Origin of the sequence: Paenibacillus sp. GP183 (genome assembly GCF_900104695.1) — a bacterium.
GTDB lineage: Bacteria > Bacillota > Bacilli > Paenibacillales > NBRC-103111 > Paenibacillus_AI.
Window position 1 is genome coordinate 3604118 of sequence record NZ_FNSW01000001.1, and the last position, 21282, is coordinate 3625399.

26 protein-coding genes and 1 riboswitch are annotated in these 21282 nt (G+C 50.1%); all 26 genes read left to right on the forward strand.

The features are described 5' to 3' along the window. The first annotated feature begins 34 nt into the window (after positions 1-34). The 26 genes from prfA (at position 35) to nuoH (ending at position 21282) form a co-directional block, all read left to right on the forward strand. Complete coding sequence (gene prfA, locus BLV33_RS17775; protein WP_090794595.1) at positions 35-1111, forward strand: peptide chain release factor 1; 1077 nt, start codon at positions 35-37, stop codon at positions 1109-1111. Continuing rightward, positions 1108-1989, forward strand: coding sequence for a peptide chain release factor N(5)-glutamine methyltransferase (prmC, locus tag BLV33_RS17780; protein ID WP_090794596.1), 882 nt, complete (start codon positions 1108-1110; stop codon positions 1987-1989). Before prfA ends, prmC begins: the two co-directional genes overlap by 4 nt. Positions 1990-2057: 68 nt before the next feature. Then, a complete protein-coding gene (gene spoIIR / locus BLV33_RS17785) occupies positions 2058-2813 on the forward strand; it encodes a stage II sporulation protein R (RefSeq protein ID WP_090794597.1) in 756 nt (251 codons plus the stop codon). A 27-nt stretch (positions 2814-2840) separates the two neighbouring features. Next, complete coding sequence (locus BLV33_RS17790; protein WP_366414824.1) at positions 2841-3938, forward strand: L-threonylcarbamoyladenylate synthase; 1098 nt, start codon at positions 2841-2843, stop codon at positions 3936-3938. A 65-nt stretch (positions 3939-4003) separates the two neighbouring features. After that, positions 4004-4564: a manganese efflux pump MntP gene (locus BLV33_RS17795; protein WP_090799025.1), complete on the forward strand. Its 561-nt coding sequence runs from the start codon at positions 4004-4006 to the stop codon at positions 4562-4564. 53 nt (positions 4565-4617) lie between these two features. Continuing rightward, positions 4618-5217 carry a low molecular weight protein arginine phosphatase gene (locus BLV33_RS17800; protein ID WP_090794598.1) on the forward strand — a complete coding sequence of 200 codons (600 nt, stop codon included), beginning with the start codon at positions 4618-4620 and terminating at the stop codon, positions 5215-5217. A gap of 58 nt (positions 5218-5275) precedes the next feature. Then, a riboswitch (ZMP/ZTP riboswitch) is annotated at positions 5276-5356 on the forward strand. A gap of 97 nt (positions 5357-5453) precedes the next feature. Beyond that, the gene (rpiB, locus tag BLV33_RS17805) at positions 5454-5912 is read left to right on the forward strand and encodes a ribose 5-phosphate isomerase B (RefSeq protein ID WP_090794599.1); all 459 of its coding nucleotides are present in this window, start codon (positions 5454-5456) and stop codon (positions 5910-5912) included. A 15-nt stretch (positions 5913-5927) separates the two neighbouring features. Then, positions 5928-6542 (forward strand): TIGR01440 family protein, encoded by a 615-nt coding sequence (locus BLV33_RS17810; RefSeq protein WP_090794600.1) that lies wholly within the window; start codon positions 5928-5930, stop codon positions 6540-6542. A gap of 44 nt (positions 6543-6586) precedes the next feature. Then, the gene (gene glyA / locus BLV33_RS17815) at positions 6587-7837 is read left to right on the forward strand and encodes a serine hydroxymethyltransferase (RefSeq protein WP_090794601.1); all 1251 of its coding nucleotides are present in this window, start codon (positions 6587-6589) and stop codon (positions 7835-7837) included. Positions 7838-8042: 205 nt separating this feature from the next. Continuing rightward, positions 8043-8672: a uracil phosphoribosyltransferase gene (upp, locus tag BLV33_RS17820; protein WP_090794602.1), complete on the forward strand. Its 630-nt coding sequence runs from the start codon at positions 8043-8045 to the stop codon at positions 8670-8672. A 20-nt stretch (positions 8673-8692) separates the two neighbouring features. Continuing rightward, entirely contained in the window at positions 8693-9835 is a 1143-nt protein-coding gene (wecB, locus tag BLV33_RS17825; RefSeq protein ID WP_090794603.1) for a non-hydrolyzing UDP-N-acetylglucosamine 2-epimerase, read from the forward strand. A gap of 173 nt (positions 9836-10008) precedes the next feature. After that, positions 10009-10230, forward strand: a complete 222-nt coding sequence (locus BLV33_RS17830; protein WP_139305767.1) for an AtpZ/AtpI family protein — start codon at positions 10009-10011, stop codon at positions 10228-10230. Next, a complete protein-coding gene (locus BLV33_RS17835) occupies positions 10230-10610 on the forward strand; it encodes an ATP synthase subunit I (protein ID WP_090794605.1) in 381 nt (126 codons plus the stop codon). Before BLV33_RS17830 ends, BLV33_RS17835 begins: the two co-directional genes overlap by 1 nt. Positions 10611-10643: 33 nt before the next feature. Next, the gene (atpB, locus tag BLV33_RS17840) at positions 10644-11432 is read left to right on the forward strand and encodes a F0F1 ATP synthase subunit A (protein WP_090799027.1); all 789 of its coding nucleotides are present in this window, start codon (positions 10644-10646) and stop codon (positions 11430-11432) included. A 75-nt stretch (positions 11433-11507) separates the two neighbouring features. Next, entirely contained in the window at positions 11508-11732 is a 225-nt protein-coding gene (gene atpE / locus BLV33_RS17845; protein WP_090794606.1) for a F0F1 ATP synthase subunit C, read from the forward strand. A gap of 78 nt (positions 11733-11810) precedes the next feature. Continuing rightward, positions 11811-12296: a F0F1 ATP synthase subunit B gene (gene atpF, locus BLV33_RS17850; protein ID WP_090794607.1), complete on the forward strand. Its 486-nt coding sequence runs from the start codon at positions 11811-11813 to the stop codon at positions 12294-12296. Beyond that, the gene (locus BLV33_RS17855) at positions 12293-12841 is read left to right on the forward strand and encodes a F0F1 ATP synthase subunit delta (RefSeq protein ID WP_090794608.1); all 549 of its coding nucleotides are present in this window, start codon (positions 12293-12295) and stop codon (positions 12839-12841) included. Before atpF ends, BLV33_RS17855 begins: the two co-directional genes overlap by 4 nt. Positions 12842-12859: 18 nt before the next feature. Beyond that, complete coding sequence (gene atpA / locus BLV33_RS17860; RefSeq protein WP_090794609.1) at positions 12860-14374, forward strand: F0F1 ATP synthase subunit alpha; 1515 nt, start codon at positions 12860-12862, stop codon at positions 14372-14374. 40 nt (positions 14375-14414) lie between these two features. Further along, positions 14415-15272, forward strand: a complete 858-nt coding sequence (gene atpG, locus BLV33_RS17865; protein WP_090794610.1) for an ATP synthase F1 subunit gamma — start codon at positions 14415-14417, stop codon at positions 15270-15272. A 33-nt stretch (positions 15273-15305) separates the two neighbouring features. Continuing rightward, the gene (gene atpD / locus BLV33_RS17870) at positions 15306-16712 is read left to right on the forward strand and encodes a F0F1 ATP synthase subunit beta (protein WP_090794611.1); all 1407 of its coding nucleotides are present in this window, start codon (positions 15306-15308) and stop codon (positions 16710-16712) included. Positions 16713-16856: 144 nt separating this feature from the next. Then, positions 16857-17270, forward strand: coding sequence for a F0F1 ATP synthase subunit epsilon (locus BLV33_RS17875; RefSeq protein ID WP_090794612.1), 414 nt, complete (start codon positions 16857-16859; stop codon positions 17268-17270). Positions 17271-17514: 244 nt separating this feature from the next. After that, entirely contained in the window at positions 17515-17880 is a 366-nt protein-coding gene (locus tag BLV33_RS17880; protein ID WP_090799029.1) for an NADH-quinone oxidoreductase subunit A, read from the forward strand. After that, positions 17865-18383 (forward strand): NuoB/complex I 20 kDa subunit family protein, encoded by a 519-nt coding sequence (locus tag BLV33_RS17885; RefSeq protein WP_090794613.1) that lies wholly within the window; start codon positions 17865-17867, stop codon positions 18381-18383. Before BLV33_RS17880 ends, BLV33_RS17885 begins: the two co-directional genes overlap by 16 nt. Next, positions 18380-19171, forward strand: coding sequence for an NADH-quinone oxidoreductase subunit C (locus BLV33_RS30480; protein ID WP_090794614.1), 792 nt, complete (start codon positions 18380-18382; stop codon positions 19169-19171). The genes BLV33_RS17885 and BLV33_RS30480 overlap by 4 nt, the downstream gene beginning before the upstream one ends. A 3-nt stretch (positions 19172-19174) precedes the next feature. Further along, positions 19175-20275, forward strand: coding sequence for an NADH-quinone oxidoreductase subunit D (locus tag BLV33_RS17895; RefSeq protein WP_090794615.1), 1101 nt, complete (start codon positions 19175-19177; stop codon positions 20273-20275). After that, the gene (gene nuoH, locus BLV33_RS17900; protein WP_090794616.1) at positions 20275-21282 is read left to right on the forward strand and encodes an NADH-quinone oxidoreductase subunit NuoH; all 1008 of its coding nucleotides are present in this window, start codon (positions 20275-20277) and stop codon (positions 21280-21282) included. The genes BLV33_RS17895 and nuoH overlap by 1 nt, the downstream gene beginning before the upstream one ends.

Here is a 21282-nt window from a genome sequence, read left to right on the forward strand (position 1 = left end):
AGACCCAAAGAAAACTCTAAAGGGGTGAAATACCATGTTAGATCGACTTCAATCCGTAGCAGACCGCTACGATAAACTTAGCGAGCTGCTTTGTGATCCGGGAATAACCAGTGATCCCAAGAAGCTCCGGGAATATTCGAAAGAGCAATCCGACTTACAGGATGCTTATGACGCTTATATGCAGTTCAAAAGCATCAGTGAGCAGCTGAATTCCGCAAAAGCCATGCAAAATGAAAAGCTGGACGACGACATGCGCGAGCTCGTCAAGATGGAAATCGAGGAGCTGTCCCAGCAATACGCCGCTTTGGAAGAAAAGCTGAAGGTCCTGATGATGCCGAAGGATCCCAACGATGACAAGAACGTCATTGTGGAAATTCGCGGCGCAGCCGGGGGAGATGAGGCGGCTTTATTCGCCTCTGATCTGTATCGGATGTATACGCGATATGCGGATGCGCAAGGGTGGAAAACGGAAATTCTCGATGCCAGCCTGAATGATTTGGGCGGGTTCAAGGAAATCATCTTCATGATTACCGGCAAAGGCGCCTACAGCAAGCTGAAATACGAGAGTGGAGCCCATCGTGTGCAGCGGATTCCGGTTACTGAATCAGGCGGTCGTATTCATACCTCGACTTCGACCGTTGTGGTCATGCCGGAAGCCGAAGAAGTGGAAATCGAAATTCATGATGCTGATATTCGCGTGGATACGTTTTGCTCCAGTGGAGCGGGCGGCCAATCGGTCAATACGACCAAGTCGGCCGTACGCGTCACCCACGTACCTACAGGGATTGTAGCCACTTGCCAAGACGGCAAATCACAAAACTCCAACAAGGAGCAGGCGCTGAGGGTGCTTCGGGCTCGAATCTCCGACAAGATGCGCGAGGAAGAGGAAGCCAAGTACTCTGGAGAACGCAAAAGCAAGGTGGGAACGGGCGACCGCAGCGAGCGGATTCGCACGTACAATTTCCCGCAAAGCCGGATTACGGACCATCGCATCGGACTTACCTTGCACCGTCTCGAGACCGTGCTGAATGGAGACATGGAAGAGGTTGTGTCGGCCCTTACGATTGCGTCGCAATCCGACCTTCTCGACAAAGGAGAGGCAGTAATGTGAAGCCGCCATTAACGATTCGAGAAGCCTATACAGAGGCTTCTTCTTTTTTAGCAGCGCAGGGCGTGGCAGACAGCGCTGCCTGCACCGATCTGCTGCTCCAGCACCTGCTCGGCTGGAGCCGGACCGAATTGCTCCTGCGCTGGCAGGAGCCGTGGCCGCTCGAGCTGGCGGACCGCTGGCGCCAGCTGATCGAAAGGAAGGCCGCGGGCGAGCCGGTGCAGTACATCACCGGCGAGCAGGAGTTCTTCGGCCTTCCTTTCGCCGTGAATAGCGCGGTCCTCATCCCGCGCCCGGAAACCGAGCTTCTCGTGGAGGCCATTCTCCACGAGGGCTCGCGGCTCTTCCCGCAAGGCGCGCCGCTGCTTGCGGACGTCGGCACCGGGAGCGGCGCCATCCCGGTCACGATCGCCCGCGCGCGCCCGCAGTGGCGCGTGTACAGCAGCGACATCTCCGCGGCCGCGCTGGAGATGGCCCGCTCGAACGCGCAGCGCAACGCGGTTGCCGCGCGGGTGACCTGGCTCGAGGGCGACCTCCTCGAGCCGTATATCGAGCGCCGGCTGCCGGTCGACATCCTCGTGTCGAACCCGCCGTACATTCCGGCGGGCGACGTGCCGGCGCTGCAGCCCGAAGTGCGGCTGTATGAGCCGCACACGGCCCTGATCGGCGGTCCGGACGGGCTGGACCTGTACCGCCGTATGATCGCGCAACTGCCGCTGCTGCCGGAAATGCCCGCCCTGGTGGGCTTCGAGGTCGGCATCCGGCAGGCGGAGGACGTGGCGGCGATGCTTCGCGGCATCGCTGAGTGGACGGAGATCCGCTTCGTGCCGGATCTAGCAGGAATTGATAGACACGTGCTGGCGATACTGAAAAAAAGATAGATTCATAGGTTTAGCCCTCTCGACTTCCGACCATACTGGGTAGTACAAAAGTCGAGAGGGGCTCTACCATGAAGGCACATCATTCTTTTAAACCTTATATATACATAGCATTTGCCATTATGATTCTTATAACCGTTTGGGAGTCCAATCGCATGGAAGCGGCCGTAATCACACCCGCCATTCCGCAGGAATCGATTCGAATCCGGATATTGGCCAATTCCGATTCTGTGCAAGATCAAGCGCTGAAGGGCGTCATCAGGGATGCCGTCGTAGCGAGCATGCAGGGCTGGGTGAACGGTCCCCAGACGATTGAACAAGCAAGATCGGTTGTGACCGAGCACTTGCCTGAACTGGATCTTCTGGTAGGTGACATAATTCGCGACAGAGGATACAGCTACAGCCACGAAGTGAAGCTGGGTGTAGTTCCGTTTCCGGCCAAAATGTTCGGTAATGAAATGTATCCTGCAGGCGAATATGAAGCACTTCGCATTACCATCGGTTCGGGTGAAGGGCAAAACTGGTGGTGTGTGCTGTTCCCGCCGCTATGCTTCGTCGACACCTTCACAGGTGAGTCCGCAGCAGCCAAAAGTACAAGTGCACCATCAAAACCAGGAGATAAAAGCGCACTTGGCGCAACAGCACCAGGAACGCAAAAGAAGGTCATCGTGAGCCTTGCCCAACCCGTCAAACCATCGGGTGCAGCGAATCTATCAACTACTGGTCAGCTCGCTGCGGATGCCTCTGCTGCAGAGAAGCCAGCCGATATTGAAGTGAGGTTCTTTCTCTGGGATCTTTTCGCCAAGGTCGTCTCCTGGTTTAAATAAAAGCTGGAAAGTTAGGATGGAGCGAACGTGACAAACTACTGGAAACTACATGCCCCATCCGTTGATGGGCGGGCAGCCTCCAATCAGATGAAGTCCGACAATGAAGAGATGATCGCAGCTGCGGCATCTCTTCTTCGCCATGGACAAACCGTAGCGTTTCCTACAGAAACGGTGTATGGGTTAGGAGCGGATGCAACGAATTCAGCCGCGGTCAACCTGATTTTCACAGCCAAAGGCCGTCCCTCGGATAATCCGCTAATTGTCCATATCGCTGAGCCGTCCCAATTGGAGGGACTCGTCTCGACAGCGGCCGTAACCCCAATGGTTCAGCGGTTGATGGATACTTTTTGGCCAGGCCCGCTAACCATCGTATTGCCTGCTGTCGCAGAACGCCTTTCACCGCTTGTGACCGCTGGTCTGTCTACCGTGGGCATCCGGATTCCAGACCATCCCGTAGCCTTACAGCTCTTGAGGGCAGCGAAATGCCCGGTGGCCGCGCCTAGCGCCAACAGCTCGGGAAAACCGAGTCCGACTCTGGCTTCCCATGTTCGTGAAGATCTGGATGGCCGTATTGGCGGTCTGTTGGATGGCGGACAGACAGGTGTCGGCTTGGAATCCACAGTCATAGAATGTAAAAATGGTGATATCTATATCCTTCGGCCGGGCGGCGTCACTGGAGAACAACTGGAGGAGGCATTGCCTCAAGCTCGAATTCACGCACCTCAGCATGAGATGATCTCGCAAGCGGATAGGCCAAGATCGCCTGGAATCAAATATACCCATTATGCACCGCAAGGCCGAATGCAGCTCATAGAAGGAAACTCTCATGAACAAATAGCTTTGTGGATTCAGCAGGACTTGAATGCAGCCAAAGCCAGAGGAGAAACGACAGGTATCCTCACTTTTGATGAATATGAGCCGTTGTATCAGGCCGATTTGGTCATTTCCTGCGGGAAGCTGGCTTATCCGCAAAGCATCGCTCACGGCTTGTATGCCGCATTGCGCCGGTTTGATGAAGCTTCCATCAGCTATATTTTGGCCGAGACCTGTCCCGAGGAAGGAATAGGCCATGCGATTATGAATAGACTGCGCAAGGCGGCAGGTAACCAGCTCGTTCGTATCTAATCATGTTTCTGAAGCTGTCCGCATATCTTGAGAGAGAAACCGTGGACAAGGGGGGCATGTACGACATGCACGCGTCATCGTGGGTAATGGGTCAATTTCTAACGATCTTAATTATGGCCATCGCTTTGGGGATGGATGCTTTTTCCCTTGGGATCGGGATCGGGATGAAAGGGATTCGTCTGCTCGACATCCTGAAAATCAGCTTCGTCATTGGAATATTTCATGTCATCATGCCTTTGATGGGCATGTTCACGGGTCAATACGTCGGATCTCTGCTGGGCGATGTAGCTACAGCCATGGGCGGCCTGCTTCTGGTTCTTCTGGGTGCTCATATGGTATACAGCTCTCTGCGCGGAGGCTCTTTCCCCTCCATTGACCACCGAACGCTTTGGGGTTTGTTTGTGTTTTCGCTCAGTGTGAGCATTGATTCCTTCTCCGTGGGTGTTTCGCTGGGGATGTTTTCCACGGATATTGTCGCCACTGTCCTTCTTTTTGGCGCTTTTGGAGCCATGCTTTCCATTGCAGGGCTCTTACTCGGCAGGCATATGGGCGGGTTTGCAGGAGAATATGGAGAAGCGCTGGGCGGGGTTATTTTGCTGGCATTTGGGTTAAAATTTCTCCTGTGATAAAATAGAGATGTACGCAAAACACGCTATTATGCGGGCAGGAGGAGTCTGGAATGGTACGCATTCTTTTTGTATGTACAGGAAACACATGCCGCAGTCCGCTGGCGGAAGGTATGCTGCGACACATGCTGCAAGGAGAGAAGCTCGAAGCGGAAGTTCGTTCCGCCGGTGTTTCGGCCGCAAACGGCTCGTCGATATCCCGTAATAGCGAAGCTGTATTACAGGAAAAGGGGATCGGAGACAAGCTGACCTCCAGTGCATTAAACGAACCCGATGTGGAATGGGCGGACGTTATTTTGACCATGACCATGGCGCATAAAGGAATTGTTATTCAAAGACATCCGCAGGCGCTCGAGAAAACTTTTACACTCAAGGAATTTGTCGAAGACGATCCAGCGATTCTGGAGGCAATAGACACACGGACAACGCTGACGGCTGAGCTGCAATTGAAGCAAGCCTTGTCACAGCCCATTTCCAATGATGAAAGAAGCCAGCTCTCCAAACTGAATAAGCACATTTCCAGCTTTGATATTTCAGATCCGTTCGGGGGCTCTTTGGATGCATATCGGTTAACGGCTCAGGAGATTGAACTCCATTTAAAAAAGCTGGTCATCAAGCTTCAGGGCTTCAGCAGTGACTTGCGCGACCGATAACCAGGCCTTTTCATCTTTACAGACGGCGCAGATTGCGCTAAAATAAAGCTATTCAAGCAGGACTCGATGTAACTGGCGACAAGTGGGAGAAACCACAATGGAGCATCGAGCTATACGGCCGGTCGCCTGGGCAAAAGAGCAACGCGTACTTGTACGTGTCCTGCTCTTTTTTCGTTTTTCCATGCAGTTTGCGTTATAATAAGGATGCAAAAGTGGGTAAAAGGAGCGGATGGACTATGAAGGTTGCGATTGGAGCGGATCACGGCGGTTACCGGTTAAAAGAAGCTGTTATCCCCTCGATTGAAGCGCTTGGCCATGAAGTTGTGGATCTGGGCTGTGATTGTGAAGACTCCGTTGACTATCCGGATTATGCGCTTCCGGTTTGCGAGAAGGTGGCTTCCGGCGAAGCTGATCGTGGGATCTTGATCTGCGGTACCGGGATTGGCATGACGATTGCTGCGAACAAAATCCCGGGAATCCGCTGCGCCTTGGTTCATGACCTTTTCTCTGCCAAAGTTACACGGGAACATAACGATTCCAATGTGCTTGCCATGGGTGAACGCGTGGTTGGACCCGGAATTGCGCTGGAAATTGTGAAAACCTGGCTCGAAACAGATTTCTCCGAAGGCGCTCGCCATCAAAACCGCATCAGGAAAATGAAAGAGCTGGAAGATCGTTACACGCTGCATCCATAAGGAGAAGTGAGATCGATGACAGATTCAGGCATGCAAACGGTTGGACAGGACGTAGGGACCAACCTGCGGGAATTGGTTCGGGTCGGCGGGCTTAAGGCTGGACAGGTACTGGTCATCGGCACAAGCACCAGTGAAGTGCTTGGGCATCGGATCGGAACTTCCGGTACGCTCCAGGCAGCTGAACCGATTTATCAAGCTGCCCTCAAGATCGCCGACGAGTTCGGATTATTTCTTGCTTTTCAATGCTGCGAGCACTTGAACCGGGCTCTGGTCGTGGAGGAGAACATCCTCTCGCGCTATCCATTAGAGACGGTTTCTGCCATACCGATACCCAAGGCTGGAGGCTCAATGGCCTCGTATGCGTTTCGCCATTTCAAGCGGCCTGTGCTAGTGGAAGCTATTCAGGCGCATGCAGGGATCGATATTGGAGACACGCTGATTGGCATGCATCTTCGCCGAGTCGCTGTTCCAGTCAGGCCGCCGATTCGTACCATAGGCCATGCTCATGTGACCATGGCTATCACTCGGTCGAAGCTGATCGGGGGAGCAAGGGCTGTTTATACGGAGGAAGACGCGGGTTTGCAAGTTAAAGATTCATCTCAAACCGACGATTGCAGCAACTTAGGATGACCTTTTTTAAAATATAGAGGATACGCCACTAGGAGGAAATAAAAATGACAGCACATTTAAGCAAGCAAGACCCAGAAATTGTGAAAGCTATGAATTTGGAAATTGGCCGCCAACGCGACAAAATTGAGTTGATTGCTTCTGAGAACTTTGTAAGCCAAGCGGTGCTTGAAGCTATGGGTACGGTTTTAACTAACAAATATGCGGAAGGCTATCCGGGCAAAAGATATTATGGCGGCTGTGAATACGTCGATATTGTGGAAAACATCGCACGTGACCGTGCAACGGAGCTGTTCGGTGCCGAGCATGCGAATGTTCAGCCTCATTCCGGTGCGCAGGCCAATATGGCTGTTTACCTTGCGGCACTCAGTCATGGCGATACTGTTCTTGGTATGAATCTGGCACATGGCGGTCATCTAACGCATGGCAGTCCTGTCAATGCTTCCGGTATTTTCTATAACTTCGTTCCTTACGGCGTAAGCGAAAAAGATTTCCGCATTGATTACGATGAAGTTCGTAAATTGGCGTTCAAGCATAAGCCGCGCATGCTTGTAGCCGGTGCCAGCGCTTATCCGCGAACGATCGATTTCGAAGCGCTTGCTCGAATTGCTAATGATGTAGGCGCCTTTTTCTTCGTTGACATGGCACATATCGCGGGTCTTGTGGCTGCCGGCCTGCATCCGAATCCGGTCCCGCACGCTCACTTCGTTACGACGACTACACATAAAACGCTTCGCGGTCCTCGCGGCGGGATGATCCTTACCCGCAAATCGTGGGCAGCAGCGATTGATAAAGCCGTCTTTCCTGGCTCGCAAGGCGGACCTCTGATGCACACCATTGCTGCTAAAGCTGTTTCATTTGGTGAAGCCTTGAAGCCGGAATTTAAAACTTACTCGCAAAATGTGATCAAAAACGCACAGACCCTTGCCGATGCTTTACAGGCAGAAGGCCTCCATATTGTTTCTGGCGGTACGGATAATCACTTGCTGCTCGTTGACCTGCGCAGCCAAAATATCAGCGGTAAGGATGCCGAGCATATTCTGGACGAGGTGGGTGTGACCGTGAACAAGAATGCAATTCCTTTCGATCCAACCAGCCCGTTCATCACCAGCGGTATCCGCATCGGAACACCGGCCGCCACCTCCAGAGGCATGGATCAGGCCGCTATGAAAACAATCGCGCAAATCATCGCGCTGACTATTAAAAATCCTTCTGATGAAGCAGCATTAAACAAAGCGAGAGGCATGGTCAAGGACCTTACAGCCCAGTTCCCGCTTTATCCGGGATTGTCTTACTAACTCATTTCTTTATGATCCAAGGTCGGCTTCATAGCCGGCCTGTTTCATTGTATAAGGATATTTCCCGGGAAATATACAGGCAATTTCCGAGGTCAACTGTCCGATTGGATACTCAGAATTGCCACTTGTTGTATGTAGAAGATAAGTCGGATAACATATGATATAATAAACAAGGTTTGCCGACGAAAACTCTAGGAGGACGGGTATGGGGAAAGTATTTATTTGTGATCATCCGCTCATACAGCATAAGCTGACGTACATAAGAGACGAGAACACAAAAACGAAAGATTTTCGCGAGCTGGTAGACGAAGTTGCCACTTTAATGGCTTACGAAATAACCAGAGACATCTCGCTTGAAGATGTGCAGGTAAAAACACCTATAACCACGGCCAATTGTCGTATTATATCCGGTAGAATGCTTGGGCTGATTCCGATTTTGCGAGCCGGTCTCGGCATGGTGGACGGCATTTTGAAGCTGCTTCCTGCAGCAAAGGTGGGACATATCGGTCTTTATCGCGATCCGGATACACTTCAACCGGTAGAATATTATGTGAAATTGCCTACTGACGTTCAAGAACGTGAAATCATTGTGATAGATCCCATGCTGGCAACGGGAGGATCGGCCAATGCGGCGATTGAAGTTCTCGCCAGCAGAGGCTGTACCCAGATTAAATTGATGTGCTTGATCGCTGCGCCTGAGGGCATCAAAGCTGTCCAAAACGCACACCCGAATGTAGATATTTACGTAGCCGCGGTGGACGATTACTTGAATGACCACGGCTATATTGTTCCGGGTCTCGGCGATGCGGGAGACCGTTTATTCGGCACAAAGTAGACAAAGAAAAGGTGAACACGATGAAACGATTGAAAATCATTACCATTTTTGGGACAAGGCCTGAAGCCGTTAAAATGGCGCCACTTATCCTGGAATTGCAAAAGCATCCGGAGCATATAGAGCCTCTGGTCTGTGTAACCGCGCAGCATCGTCAAATGCTGGACCAGGTGCTGGACATTTTCCGGATACAGCCGGATTTCGATTTGAATGTGATGAAGGACAGGCAGACGCTCAATGAAATTACGATTCGTGTGCTGCAGGGATTGGAGCCTGTGTTCCAGGAGGCCAGACCGGATCTCATTCTGGTTCACGGCGATACCTTGACTACGTTCCTGGCAAGCTATGCGGCATTCATGCAGCAGATTCAGGTAGGTCACGTGGAAGCGGGGCTTCGTACCTGGAATAAGCAAGCGCCATTTCCTGAAGAAATGAACCGTCAATTGACAGGGGTGCTGGCTGATTTGCATTTTGCCCCGACTCAGTGGTCGGCTAATAATCTGCGCAAGGAGAATAAACCGGATTCGAGTATTTATGTGACGGGCAATACAGTAACCGATGTATTCCAATACACGGTGCAAAAGGAGTTTGATCATCCTGTGCTTGAATGGGCAAGTGGCCGCAGGTTGATCCTGATGACCGCTCATCGCCGTGAAGCTCAAGGAGAGCCGCATCGTCAGATTTTCCGGGCGGTCCGCCGTATTGCCGATGAATTCGAGGATATTGCCATTGTGTATCCGGTACATCCCAGCCCCGCTGTTAGGGAAACGGCTTATGAGATTCTTGGAGATCACCCTAGAATCAGGCTAATCGATCCGCTGGACGTATTCGAATTTCATAACTTCTACCCGCACGCTTACATGATCCTCACGGATTCCGGCGGTTTGCAGGAAGAAGCGCCATCCTTCGGGGTTCCGGTTCTTGTGTTGCGAGAGACTACGGAGCGTCCGGAAGGAATAGAAGCAGGTACTCTGGAGCTTGTTGGAACCGATGAAGAAAAGGTTTACACTAGAGCTCGAGCTCTTCTGACGGACTCCGAGCTTTACACGCAGATGAGCCAAGCTGCCAATCCTTATGGTGACGGAAAAGCGTCGCAAAGAATCGTTCAGGGGATTCTTCATCACTTCGGCCATGCCCAGCAGTGCCCCGAGTCTTTTCATCCGTGACAAAATCATGACAAACTCCATAGCGTACAGTTATACTGTTTGGTTTGAGGAACCGCTAAGCCTTGATTTGCAAGGGTTTTGTTGCGTGCACGCCGCTCTCGCTGATAGGTGAGCTTAATTGACAAAACTCGCTTAGCTTCGTTACAATGAATAAGGATTCTCAGGAGGGTGCTATGAAACCATCAGATCCGAAGGATAATCCGTGGCGAGCTGCTGCATTGACAAGTGCCATCGGGATCGATTTTGCCGTTTGCCTTTTGGCCGGTTATTGGTTAGGCGATTGGTTAAGCCGCGTCTTCGGCGGGCAGCTCTGGGTACTCGGCGGTTTCCTGCTCGGACTTGCATCTGCGGTGTTCAGCATCTACTTCTTGATTAAACGTTACGGAGGGCTATAATGGATGATTTTTCGGCCCATCTGAAAACGGTTCAAAATGTGTTTCTTTTCTTTCTATCCTTTTGTTTAGCCGCTTGGGCATTGCTTGTAGAATACAGGCCCTATTCAGCCGGCTTGATGCTCGGATCCGTTGCCAGCATGATCAATGCGAGGTACCTGGCCTGGAAAATTCATAAGTTCACGGAGGCCGCGTTAGAAAAAAAGGGTCGCAAGGTGAACCTGGGGTTTCTGACAAGGGCTGCAATTGCGGCTCTGGCGGGACTGGTTGCCGTTCGGTATCCGCAGCATGTGGCACTCACCACAACCATTGCCGGATACTTTTTCGCTCAATTGGCAACACTCGTGGTGGGTATTCTTTCTATTGGAAGGTCCAGGAAGTAATTCCATTCGATGAAAGGGGTGAAAATGGAAAAAATGGAACATCACGTACCGATAATTGAACTTTTTGGATTCAAGTTCGATCTATCAGCCATTCTTATGATCCTCGTTACAAGTCTTGCTGTTTTGATCCTTGCGGTATCAGCATCAAGAAAAGCCTCAATGACGAATCCATCCAAGCTGCAAAACTTTATGGAATGGGCTGTCGAGTTTGTTGAAAACATTATTGGAAGCACGATTGGCTCTAAGTATGGTAAACCTTTTATCACGTTAGGCCTTACGCTCATTATGTTTATCTTCATCGGAAACATGCTTGGGCTTCCTTTCTCGTTTATTACCGAGCATAAAGATGTCGCGTCGGCAACGATTGCAGGGCATCCCTTCCTCACCAGCGCAGATTTTGCAGATGCGGCTGCAAAAGGCCAGCATGAAATTGGCGTTTCCTGGTGGAAATCTCCAACTGCCGACATTGCGGTTACGGGCGCATTAACGGCTATCGTTATTTTGCTCAGTCACTTCCTGGGCTTAACCCGGAATACGAAGCATTATATCGCTCATTACTTTGAGTATAAAGGCACGATGCTTATTCTTCATCTGATTGAAGTCGTATCTAAGCCGCTCACGCTTGCTTTTCGTTTATACGGCAACATTTATGCCGGTGAAATTATGATTAGTGTCATCGTCGGGGCAGGCTATTTTGGAATATTGCCTTTGATTGCATGGCAGGGCTTCAGTGTGTTTGTCGGCGCGATTCAGGCATTCGTTTTCACGATGCTGACGATGGTCTACATTTCACAAACGTTGGTGCACGAAGAACAACATTAACAGTAAGACTTACCTCGGGAAGTCTCGAGTCAACAATTACAACTATACTTTTTAATTTAAGGGAGGATTTTCTCAATGGGAGCTTTAGCATTAGTAGCAGCAGGAATCGTATTTGGTTTAGGGGCATTGGGTGCAGGTATTGGTAACGGTTTAATCGTAGGTCGCGCGTTGGAAGGTATTTCTCGTCAACCGGAACTTCGCGGTACACTTCAAACAACCATGTTCATCGGGGTTGGTCTGGTAGAGGCAATGCCGGTCGTAGCTTTGGTTCTTGCGTTCCTCTTTATGGGTCGCGCCTAAGAATTCGTTTGGCGGGGAAGGTCGCAAAAGCCTCCGCGCCTTCGTTTTGCCCATGTTATCAGAAGGGAGTGACGTTACTTGACTATTAATTGGTCCACATTTTTCATACAAATCGCAGCATTCCTTATTTTGTATCTCCTGCTTTCCAAGTATGCTTTTGGCCCTTTATTTGGGATGATGGAAAAGCGCAGACAAATGATCAAGGATCAAATTCAAACGGCCGAGAACAGCCGTAAACAATCCGAGCAGCTGCTTGAGGAGCAAAAGCAAGCTCTGCAGCAAGCAAGGAAAGAAGCCTATGATATTATTGAACAAGCCAAACAAACCAGCACGAAACAAGCTGATGAAATCATTCATGCAGCTCGTGCCGAAACGAACCGTCTGAAAGACGAAGCTTTACAAGATATTGAGAGTGAAAAGAACAAAGCGGTTGCAGCTTTGCGCAGTCAAGTGAGCGCGATGTCCGTTATGATCGCCTCGAAAATTATTGAAAAGCAAATCGACGAGAAGTCCCAGGAACAATTGGTTGAGCATTACCTCAAAGAGGTAGGAGGCGACCTATGAGTGACATCGTCGTAGCAAAACGCTATGCCAAGGCTCTATTCGAAGTGGCGAAGCAGCAAAGCATAATCTCCCAAGTGGAGGAAGAGCTGAAATCTGTAGCGGATGCAATTATCGGCAATGTGGATCTGCAGAAGTTTTTGAATCATCCCGGCGTCGATAACAAGGTCAAGAAAGACCTGCTGAAGCAGATCTTTGATGGTAAGATATCAGAGCCGGTATGGAATATGCTGCAGGTTTTGATTGATAAAGGCAGAGAAGACATTGTGCCTGCGTTGGTTCATGATTATGTGAAGATTGCTAATGAAGCTCAAGGCTTAGCCAATGCCACTGTGTATTCGGCCTTTGCCTTAAGCAAGAATCAAATTGCGGACATAGCGGCACATTTTAAGAAAATAACCGGCAAGACCCTTCGAGTTGAAACGGCCATCGATCCGAAGCTGCTCGGAGGCATTCAAGTCCGAATTGGCGACCGTTTGTATGACGGAAGTATTTCAGGCAAGCTCAGCCGCCTGGCCAAGTCGTTACAACAAACTCAAGTATTGTAGGAATAGGGGTGAATTTCGTTGAGTATCAGACCTGAAGAAATCAGCACATTGATTAAACAACAGATTGAAAACTATAAATCCGATTTGCAAGTTGTTGATGTAGGTACGGTCATTCAAGTTGGTGACGGTATTGCCCGTGCGCATGGTTTGGAAAGCGTAATGGCAGGTGAGCTGCTTGAGTTTTCAAACGGAGTCTTGGGTTATGCGATGAACCTGGAAGAGAGCAACGTAGGTATCGTTATTCTCGGACCTTACACAGAAATTCGTGAAGGTGACCAAGTGAAACGCACCGGCCGCATCATGGAGGTTCCAGTAGGTGAAGAGCTGCTTGGCCGTGTTGTGAATCCTCTAGGACAACCTGTTGATGGCAAAGGTCCTGTCAATACAACTTCTTCCCGTCCTATTGAATCCCCGGCTCCTGGCGTTATGGCTCGTAAATCGGTTCATGAGCCTATGCAAACGGGAATTAAAGCGATCGACGCGATGATTCCAATCGGACGCGGACAGCGTGAGCTGATCATCGGTGACCGTCAAATCGGTAAAACCGCCATTGCAATCGATGCTATCATCAACCAAAAAGGTAACGGTGTTAAATGTATTTACGTTGCCATAGGACAAAAACAATCAACAGTTGTAGGTGTTGTTGAAACACTTCGTCGCGCAGGCGCGCTGGAATATACAATTGTCGTAACGGCTTCCGCTTCCGAGCCATCACCTATGCTGTGGCTGGCTCCTTATGCCGGTTGCGCTATGGGTGAGTACTTCATGTACAAAGGCGAGCACGTGCTGATTGTTTATGATGACTTGTCCAAGCAAGCGGCTGCTTATCGTGAGCTCTCCTTGCTGCTTCGCCGTCCACCAGGTCGGGAAGCTTATCCAGGTGACGTATTCTACTTGCACTCCCGTTTGCTGGAGCGTGCAGCCAAGTTGAATGACGAGCTGGGCGGGGGATCATTAACAGCGCTTCCTTTCATTGAAACCCAAGCGGGTGACATCTCAGCCTATATTCCTACGAACGTAATTTCGATTACAGACGGACAAATCTTCCTGGAATCCGATTTGTTCTACTCAGGTCAACGTCCAGCGGTTAACATTGGTAACTCTGTTTCCCGGGTAGGAGGTTCCGCTCAAACTAAAGCCATGAAAAAGGTTGCCGGTACCCTTCGCGTTGACTTGGCTCAATACCGTGAGCTCGCAGCGTTCGCAGCGTTCGGATCCGATTTGGATAAAGCCACTCAATCTCGACTAAACCGCGGTGTACGTACACTTGAAATTTTGAAGCAGGGCGTTCACCAACCGCTTTCCCTCGAGAAACAGGTAACATCCCTGTATACCGTTGTAAAAGGACACCTGGATGATCTTCCTGTGCAGGATGTTCGCCGTTTTGAGGCTGAATTCCTGGGCTTCCTGGAATCCAACCGTCCGGAAATTCTTCAAAGCATTCGCGATACGAAGGACATCACTTCAGATAATGATAAAGCATTGACAGATGCGATTGGCCAGTTCAAAAAAGGCTTCGCTGCTTCTGAATAACAGAGGGTTCCAGAAAGTCTCGAAAGAGAGGTGAGCAGATATGGCAAAAGGGATGCGTGAAATTAAGCGCCAGATCAAGTCCACACAAAATACCAAACAAATCACCAAAGCGATGGAAATGGTCTATGCTGCGAAATTGAAAAAAGCTCAGCGAGCAGCGGAAGCCGCACGGCCTTACTCCGACAAGCTGAAAGAAGTGGTTGGAAGTATAGCAGCAGGTACCAAGGGTGTGAAACACCCCATGCTGCAAACTCGTGAAGTCAAGAAAACGGGATACTTGGTCATTACTTCCGACAAAGGGTTAGCGGGAGGCTATAACGCTAACGTATTAAGGAAGGTTATGGCGGAGATTAGCGAAAGACATAAGTCAGCCGCTGAGTATTCCGTATTAGTCATCGGCCGCAAAGGAAGTAACTTCTTCCGCAAGCGGAACATTCCGGTTTTGCAAGATGTAATAGGAGTTCCTGATAACGTGGCATTTGCGGATGTTAAATCGGTTGCTGCTGCAGCTGTAGCTAATTTTGAGAACGGGACTTATGACCAGTTATTCCTGGTATATAACCAGTTTAAGAATGCAATCACCCAAATCCCGACAGTGAAAAGGCTTCTGCCAATGGATGACGTACCGGCAGCTGCAACTGCGAGCTACGAATACGAGCCTTCTCCTGAAGGAGTTTTGGAAGTGCTGCTGCCAAAATATGCGGAAACGCTCATTTTCAGCGCTGTTTTGGAAGGCAAAGCGAGTGAATTCGGAGCGAGGATGACTGCAATGAACAGCGCAACGAAGAATGCAACCGAGATGATCAGCAGCTATACGCTCGCATACAACCGGGCACGTCAGGCTTCGATTACGCAAGAAATTTCGGAGATTGTTGCAGGAGCCAATGCGCAAGCTTAAGGATACAATGACGAAAGTTTAGGAGGGAAAACATTGAACAAAGGGCGCGTAGTGAATATTACAGGGCCGGTCGTGGACATTGAGTTTGAACGCGGCCAGCTCCCTGAGATTCTTAATGCAATCAAGATTGTAAGGAAAGCGGCTACCGCTGGCGCACAAGATACCAGCACGACCGTTGAAGCGGCTGTTCACCTTGGTGATAATCTTGTTCGCTGTGTAGCCATGTCCACGACAGACGGGCTGGTTCGTGGAGCTGAAGCTATTGATACAGGAGCTGCCATTTCCGTGCCTGTCGGACCAGCAACACTTGGACGCGTATTTAACGTATTGGGTGATGCCATTGACGGTGCCGGTCCGGAAGATCGCACATTAACGAGCCCTATCCATAAACCGGCTCCCCCATTCGACGAATTATCGACCAAAGCTGAGGTTTTGGAGACAGGGATTAAAGTAATTGACTTGATGGCCCCTTATGCAAAAGGTGGTAAAGTTGGTTTATTCGGCGGAGCGGGTGTGGGTAAAACCGTAACGATGCAAGAGCTGATTCACAACATCGCCCAAGAGCACGGTGGTATTTCCGTATTCGCAGGTGTTGGTGAAAGAACGCGTGAAGGAAATGACCTCTATCATGAAATGAGCGATTCAGGCGTAATTTCCAAAACAGCGATGGTATTCGGTCAAATGAACGAGCCTCCGGGTGCACGTCTTCGTGTGGCGCTCTCCGGTCTTACCATGGCTGAGTATTTCCGTGATGAAGAAGGAAGAGATGTGCTGCTCTTTATCGACAACATTTTCCGCTTCACCCAAGCTGGCTCCGAGGTTTCCGCTTTGCTGGGCCGTATGCCTTCCGCGGTTGGTTACCAACCTACATTGGCAACTGAAATGGGTCAATTGCAAGAGCGTATTACATCGACGAAAAAAGGTTCTGTAACTTCGATTCAAGCGATTTACGTTCCTGCCGATGACTATACGGATCCAGCTCCAGCCACAGCATTTGCTCACTTGGATTCCACAACAAACCTGGAGCGCAGTATCGCAGCAGCGGGTATTTTCCCTGCGGTTGATCCGCTTGCTTCTTCCTCTCGAATTCTGACTCCAGAAGTTCTGGGTGAAGAGCATTACCAGGTAGCACAAGGTGTAAAACAAATTCTTCAACGTTATAAAGAGCTTTTGGATATTATCGCGATCTTGGGTATGGACGAACTTTCGGATGAAGACAAGCTGATCGTGCAACGGGCACGCCGCCTTCGTTTGTTCCTGTCCCAGCCGCTGCACGTAGCCGAGCCGTTTAACGGTTTCCCTGGTCTATACGTGCCGCTTAAAGAAACCGTTCGCAGCTTCAAAGAAATTCTTGAAGGCAAGCACGATGACCTTCCGGAAACAGCGTTCCACAATGTGGGCACGATCGAAGATGCTATCGCGAAAGCCAAAACTTTGTAATAAAGTTTAGTCACGCTTACGAAGAAAGTTTTCCTGACGGAAAACTCAGCTCATGCTTACGAAGAAAGTTTTCCTGACGGAAAACTCAGCTCATGCTTACGAAGAAAGTTTTCCTGACGGAAAACTCTAAGGAGGGGAATCCAAGTGAGTACATTCCTGTTGGAAATAGTAACCCCCGAGCGCAAAGCTTATGCCGAACAGGCAAGCATGATTGTGGTTAAGGGCGTTGCCGGGGAGCTTGGAATTCTGCCGAATCACATTCCACTTGTGACTCCTTTGAAAATTGCTCCGATTACCGTGAAACGGCAGGGTCAAAGCGACCAGGTCATCGCAGTGAACGGCGGCTTCATGGAAGTGCGCAAGGACAAGGTGGTTATATTGGCGGAAAGCGCCGAGCTGCCGGAACAAATCGATCTGGATCGGGCAAGATCCGCGAAGGAACGTGCGGAGAAACGTCTAGCTGAGGCAAAGGCCAAAGATCATGACATGAATGTCAAACGTGCCGAGCTTGCCTTGATGAGAGCGGTCAACCGGATCGATGTTGCGGAGAGAAAATAGAACGATCGAACAAAGGCGAGGGAGTCCATCTCTTCGCCTTTCTTCTTTGTTTGTGAAGCAAACGGAGCAATCCTTGGGACGGTATATTTTGAGAAAATATTGGAAAAGGTAGTCAGCAAATGCAGATACAATTAAGCATCGACGCGAATAATCCTATTTGATATAATTGTTAAGGTGCTTATTACCCAATTGAATGAATTTAATCAAGAAGTCAATTAACCTTGGAGGCGGTTACATACTGATGATGTACACAAATAACTATGTCATCGTGGCAATCTTTGTTGCATTGGGGATTCTGCTTCCCGTTGTTGCGCTGACGGCAGGAAAACTGTTAAGGCCGCACAAGCCGGTGGATGAGAAGTACACCACCTACGAGAGCGGGAATGAGCCGGTAGGGGAAGGTCAAATTCGTTTTAACATTCGCTATTATTTGTTTGCTTTGATGTTTGTGATTTTTGATGTGGAAACGGTGTTTTTATACCCGTGGGCAGTTGCCTATAAGCAATTAGGCTTGTTTGCCTTTGTGGAAATGTGTATTTTTGTTGCCTTGCTAGCCATAGGTTTACTATACGCTTGGAAAAAGAAGGTGCTGCAATGGACTTCGATTTAAATTCCATTTCTCCGGAAGAAAGAGAAGAATTGAACCGCAATGTGTTTATGGGTACGTTAGAGCAGATCAAAGCATGGGCAAGAAGCAACTCGCTCTGGCCTTTAACATTTGGTTTGGCCTGCTGCGCTATTGAGATGATGGGCACAGGCGCTTCCCATTATGATTTGGACCGATTTGGAGTCATTTTTCGTACGTCCCCGCGGCAATCGGATGTCATGATTGTTTCCGGAACGGTCACGAAGAAAATGGCTCCTTTGCTGCGCCGTCTTTATGACCAAATGCCTGAACCCAAATGGGTAATCGCGATGGGCTCTTGCGCAACTGCAGGCGGTCCCTATGTGAGGTCTTATTCCGTGGTCAAAGGCGTTGATCAAATAGTGCCTGTGGATGTATATATTCCAGGCTGTCCGCCGAACCCGGCAGCGCTGATCTACGGGATCAACAAGCTTCAGGAAAAGATTCGCTATGAGGCGAAAACCGGGAAGCGGGTGACCAATCAATGAGCGAGGACAAGAAGCCGGACGCCGAAGAAAGCGTGACTCCTTCCAAGGAAGAGAGTCAAGAGCTTGCAACGAAGGCGGCCTCCGAGGCCGACCCCACCGTAGCGGCGGCGCCTAACACGGCTGACGCGGCAGCTGCAGCGAAGCCTGCAGACGAGCCCGCGGTAGCTCAGGCTGCAGAGGCGCAGGAGCCGAGCGACGCCGAGAAGGAAGCCAAGGCGAAGGCTGCCGCGGAAGCGAGAGCGGCTAGGGCAAGTGCGCGCGCCGGCAAGCCGGCGGAAGAGGCCGCAGATGCTGCACCGAAGGAGCCGTCGCCGAACCAGCCGATGCTGGACAGGTTGGTGCAGATCATCAAAGAGAACGTTGGCGAAGAAGCCGTAGAGCAAGCTTTTATCAATGAAAAAGACAATCATTTGCCCTTGGTCGTCATCAAAAACGATCTGTGGGGAGAAACCGCTCTGCTTTTTAAAATACATGATGAACTGCAATGCAATTATTTGCGAAATGTATCCGGGGTTGATCAGGAAACGCACCTGGAAGTGGTGTATCATCTGCTTTCGCTTTCAAGCAAGAAGGATTACTGCGTGAAGGTCAAAGCCGACCGGGAACAGCCATCCATTCCTTCCGTTACCGCCATTTGGCCAACCGCGAACTGGAATGAAAGAGAAGTATACGATTTGTTCGGGATTCATTTTTCCGATCATCCGGATTTAAGAAGAATTATGATGCCTGACGATTGGGTCGGACACCCATTGCGCAAAGATTATGAACCGCTGGACCCGGAGGTGTAGCTTTTGTTACGGACTGAAGAACTGCTTCTAAATGTCGGACCCCAGCATCCCAGTACACACGGGGTATTCCGCATTATCGTCAAAATCGATGGAGAAATCATACGCGAAGCCATACCGGTCATGGGCTACCTGCACAGAGGCACGGAAAAGCTGGCGGAAGACCTCTCCTATACTCAAATCATTCCTTATACCGATCGCATGGATTATGTCTCGGCCATGACCAACAATTACGTGCTGGTTCACGCCGTGGAAACGATGATGCAGCTGGAGATTCCGGAACGCGCCGAGTTTTTGCGACTTATCGTTATGGAGCTGCAGCGCATTGCAAGCCATATGGTGTGGTGGGGAACCTATTTGCTGGACATTGGGGCAATGAGTCCTTTCTTGTATGCCTTTCGGGATCGTGAAATTATTATCAATCTGTTTAATGAATTGTGCGGTGCGCGCTTAACTTACAATTACATGCGTGTAGGCGGCGTAAAATGGGATGCTCCCGAAGGCTGGATCCAGAAGGTTAGAGAATTTATCCCCTATATGCGCGGCAAGCTTGTAGAATATAACAATCTGGTAAGCGGCAATGAGATCTTCCTCGGCCGTATCAAAGGGATCGGGAAATACGATGCAAAGACTGCAATCGCTTATGGACTTAGCGGTGCGAATCTTCGCAGTACCGGAGTTAAATGGGACTTACGCAAGGATCAGCCATACAGCTTGTATAACCGCTTCGAGTTTGACGTACCTGTACGCGACAGCGGTGATTGCTATGCTCGCTATTTGATTCGTCTGGAAGAAATCACGCAGTCTTTACGCATCCTGGAGCAAGCCGTGGAACAAATTCCGGCTGAAGGGGAAATCATGGGGAAGGTCCCCAGGGTGATCCGCCCTGCCGAGGGTGAAGTCTATTCGCGGATTGAATCGCCACGCGGAGAAATCGGCTGCTACATCATTTCCCGCGGCAAGCAGGAGCCTTTCCGGATCAAGTTCCGCAGGCCTTCCTTTGTGAACCTGCAGATTCTGCCGAAGCTTCTTGTCGGTGAAACGATGACCAACCTCATTACGATCCTGGGTGGAATTGATATTGTTGTCGGGGAGGTTGATGCCTAATGATGACCCTGCTGGAGCAAAACCTGAGCTGGACGAACTTTGCGATTTTTCTCTTCTGGGGCATTGTGATGCTGCTGCTTATTCTGGGCTTCGTGACCTACGCGATTTATTTTGAGCGTAAAGTCATTGGCTGGATGCAGCTTCGGGTCGGACCTAACCGAACAGGGCCGTTTGGCCTTTTGCAGAGCGTTGCGGATGTGTTTAAGCTGCTGATCAAAGAGGACACCATTCCTCGAAAAGCTGAGCGCACCTTATTCATTCTCGCTCCGGTCATCACATTTATCCCAGCTTTTGCGGTGATTGCCACCATTCCTTTTACGGATAAATTGTTTAATGCGGACCTGAACGTGGGGCTGCTCTATTATGTGGCCTTATCCGGTATTTCTACCATTGGTATTATTCTGGGCGGCTGGGCGTCGAATAACAAGTACGCGCTTCTAGGCGGAATGCGTTCCGCGGCACAAATGATCAGCTATGAGATTCCACTTGTCATTTCCGTGATCGGTGTCATCATGATGAGCAGCAGCTTGAATCTTAGAGTGATCGTGGAAAATCAAGCCGGAGGCTTCTGGCATTGGCATTTCCTGCCGCAAATCATCGGGTTTATCGTTTTCTTCATCGCCGGCATTTCCGAGCTGAACCGTACGCCGTTCGACCTTCCGGAAGCGGAATCCGAGCTGGTGGCGGGCTATCATGTGGAATACAGCGGCTTCCGCTTTGCTTTTTTCATGCTTGCCGAGTATGTTTATGTTTTTGCCGTAGCTTCCCTGATTACTGTGCTTTTCCTGGGCGGCTGGCATGCACCGTTTGTTTTCCTGGACTTCGTGCCGGGCATCATTTGGTTTCTGCTCAAATTCTGCTTTATCGTATTCACGATGTTTTGGCTGCGGGCTACCATGCCGCGTGTGCGCATCGATCAATTGATGGGGCTGGGCTGGAAGGTACTGCTGCCTCTCGCCCTGCTGAATATTTTCGTAACTGCGATTTACATGCAACTCATATCTTAA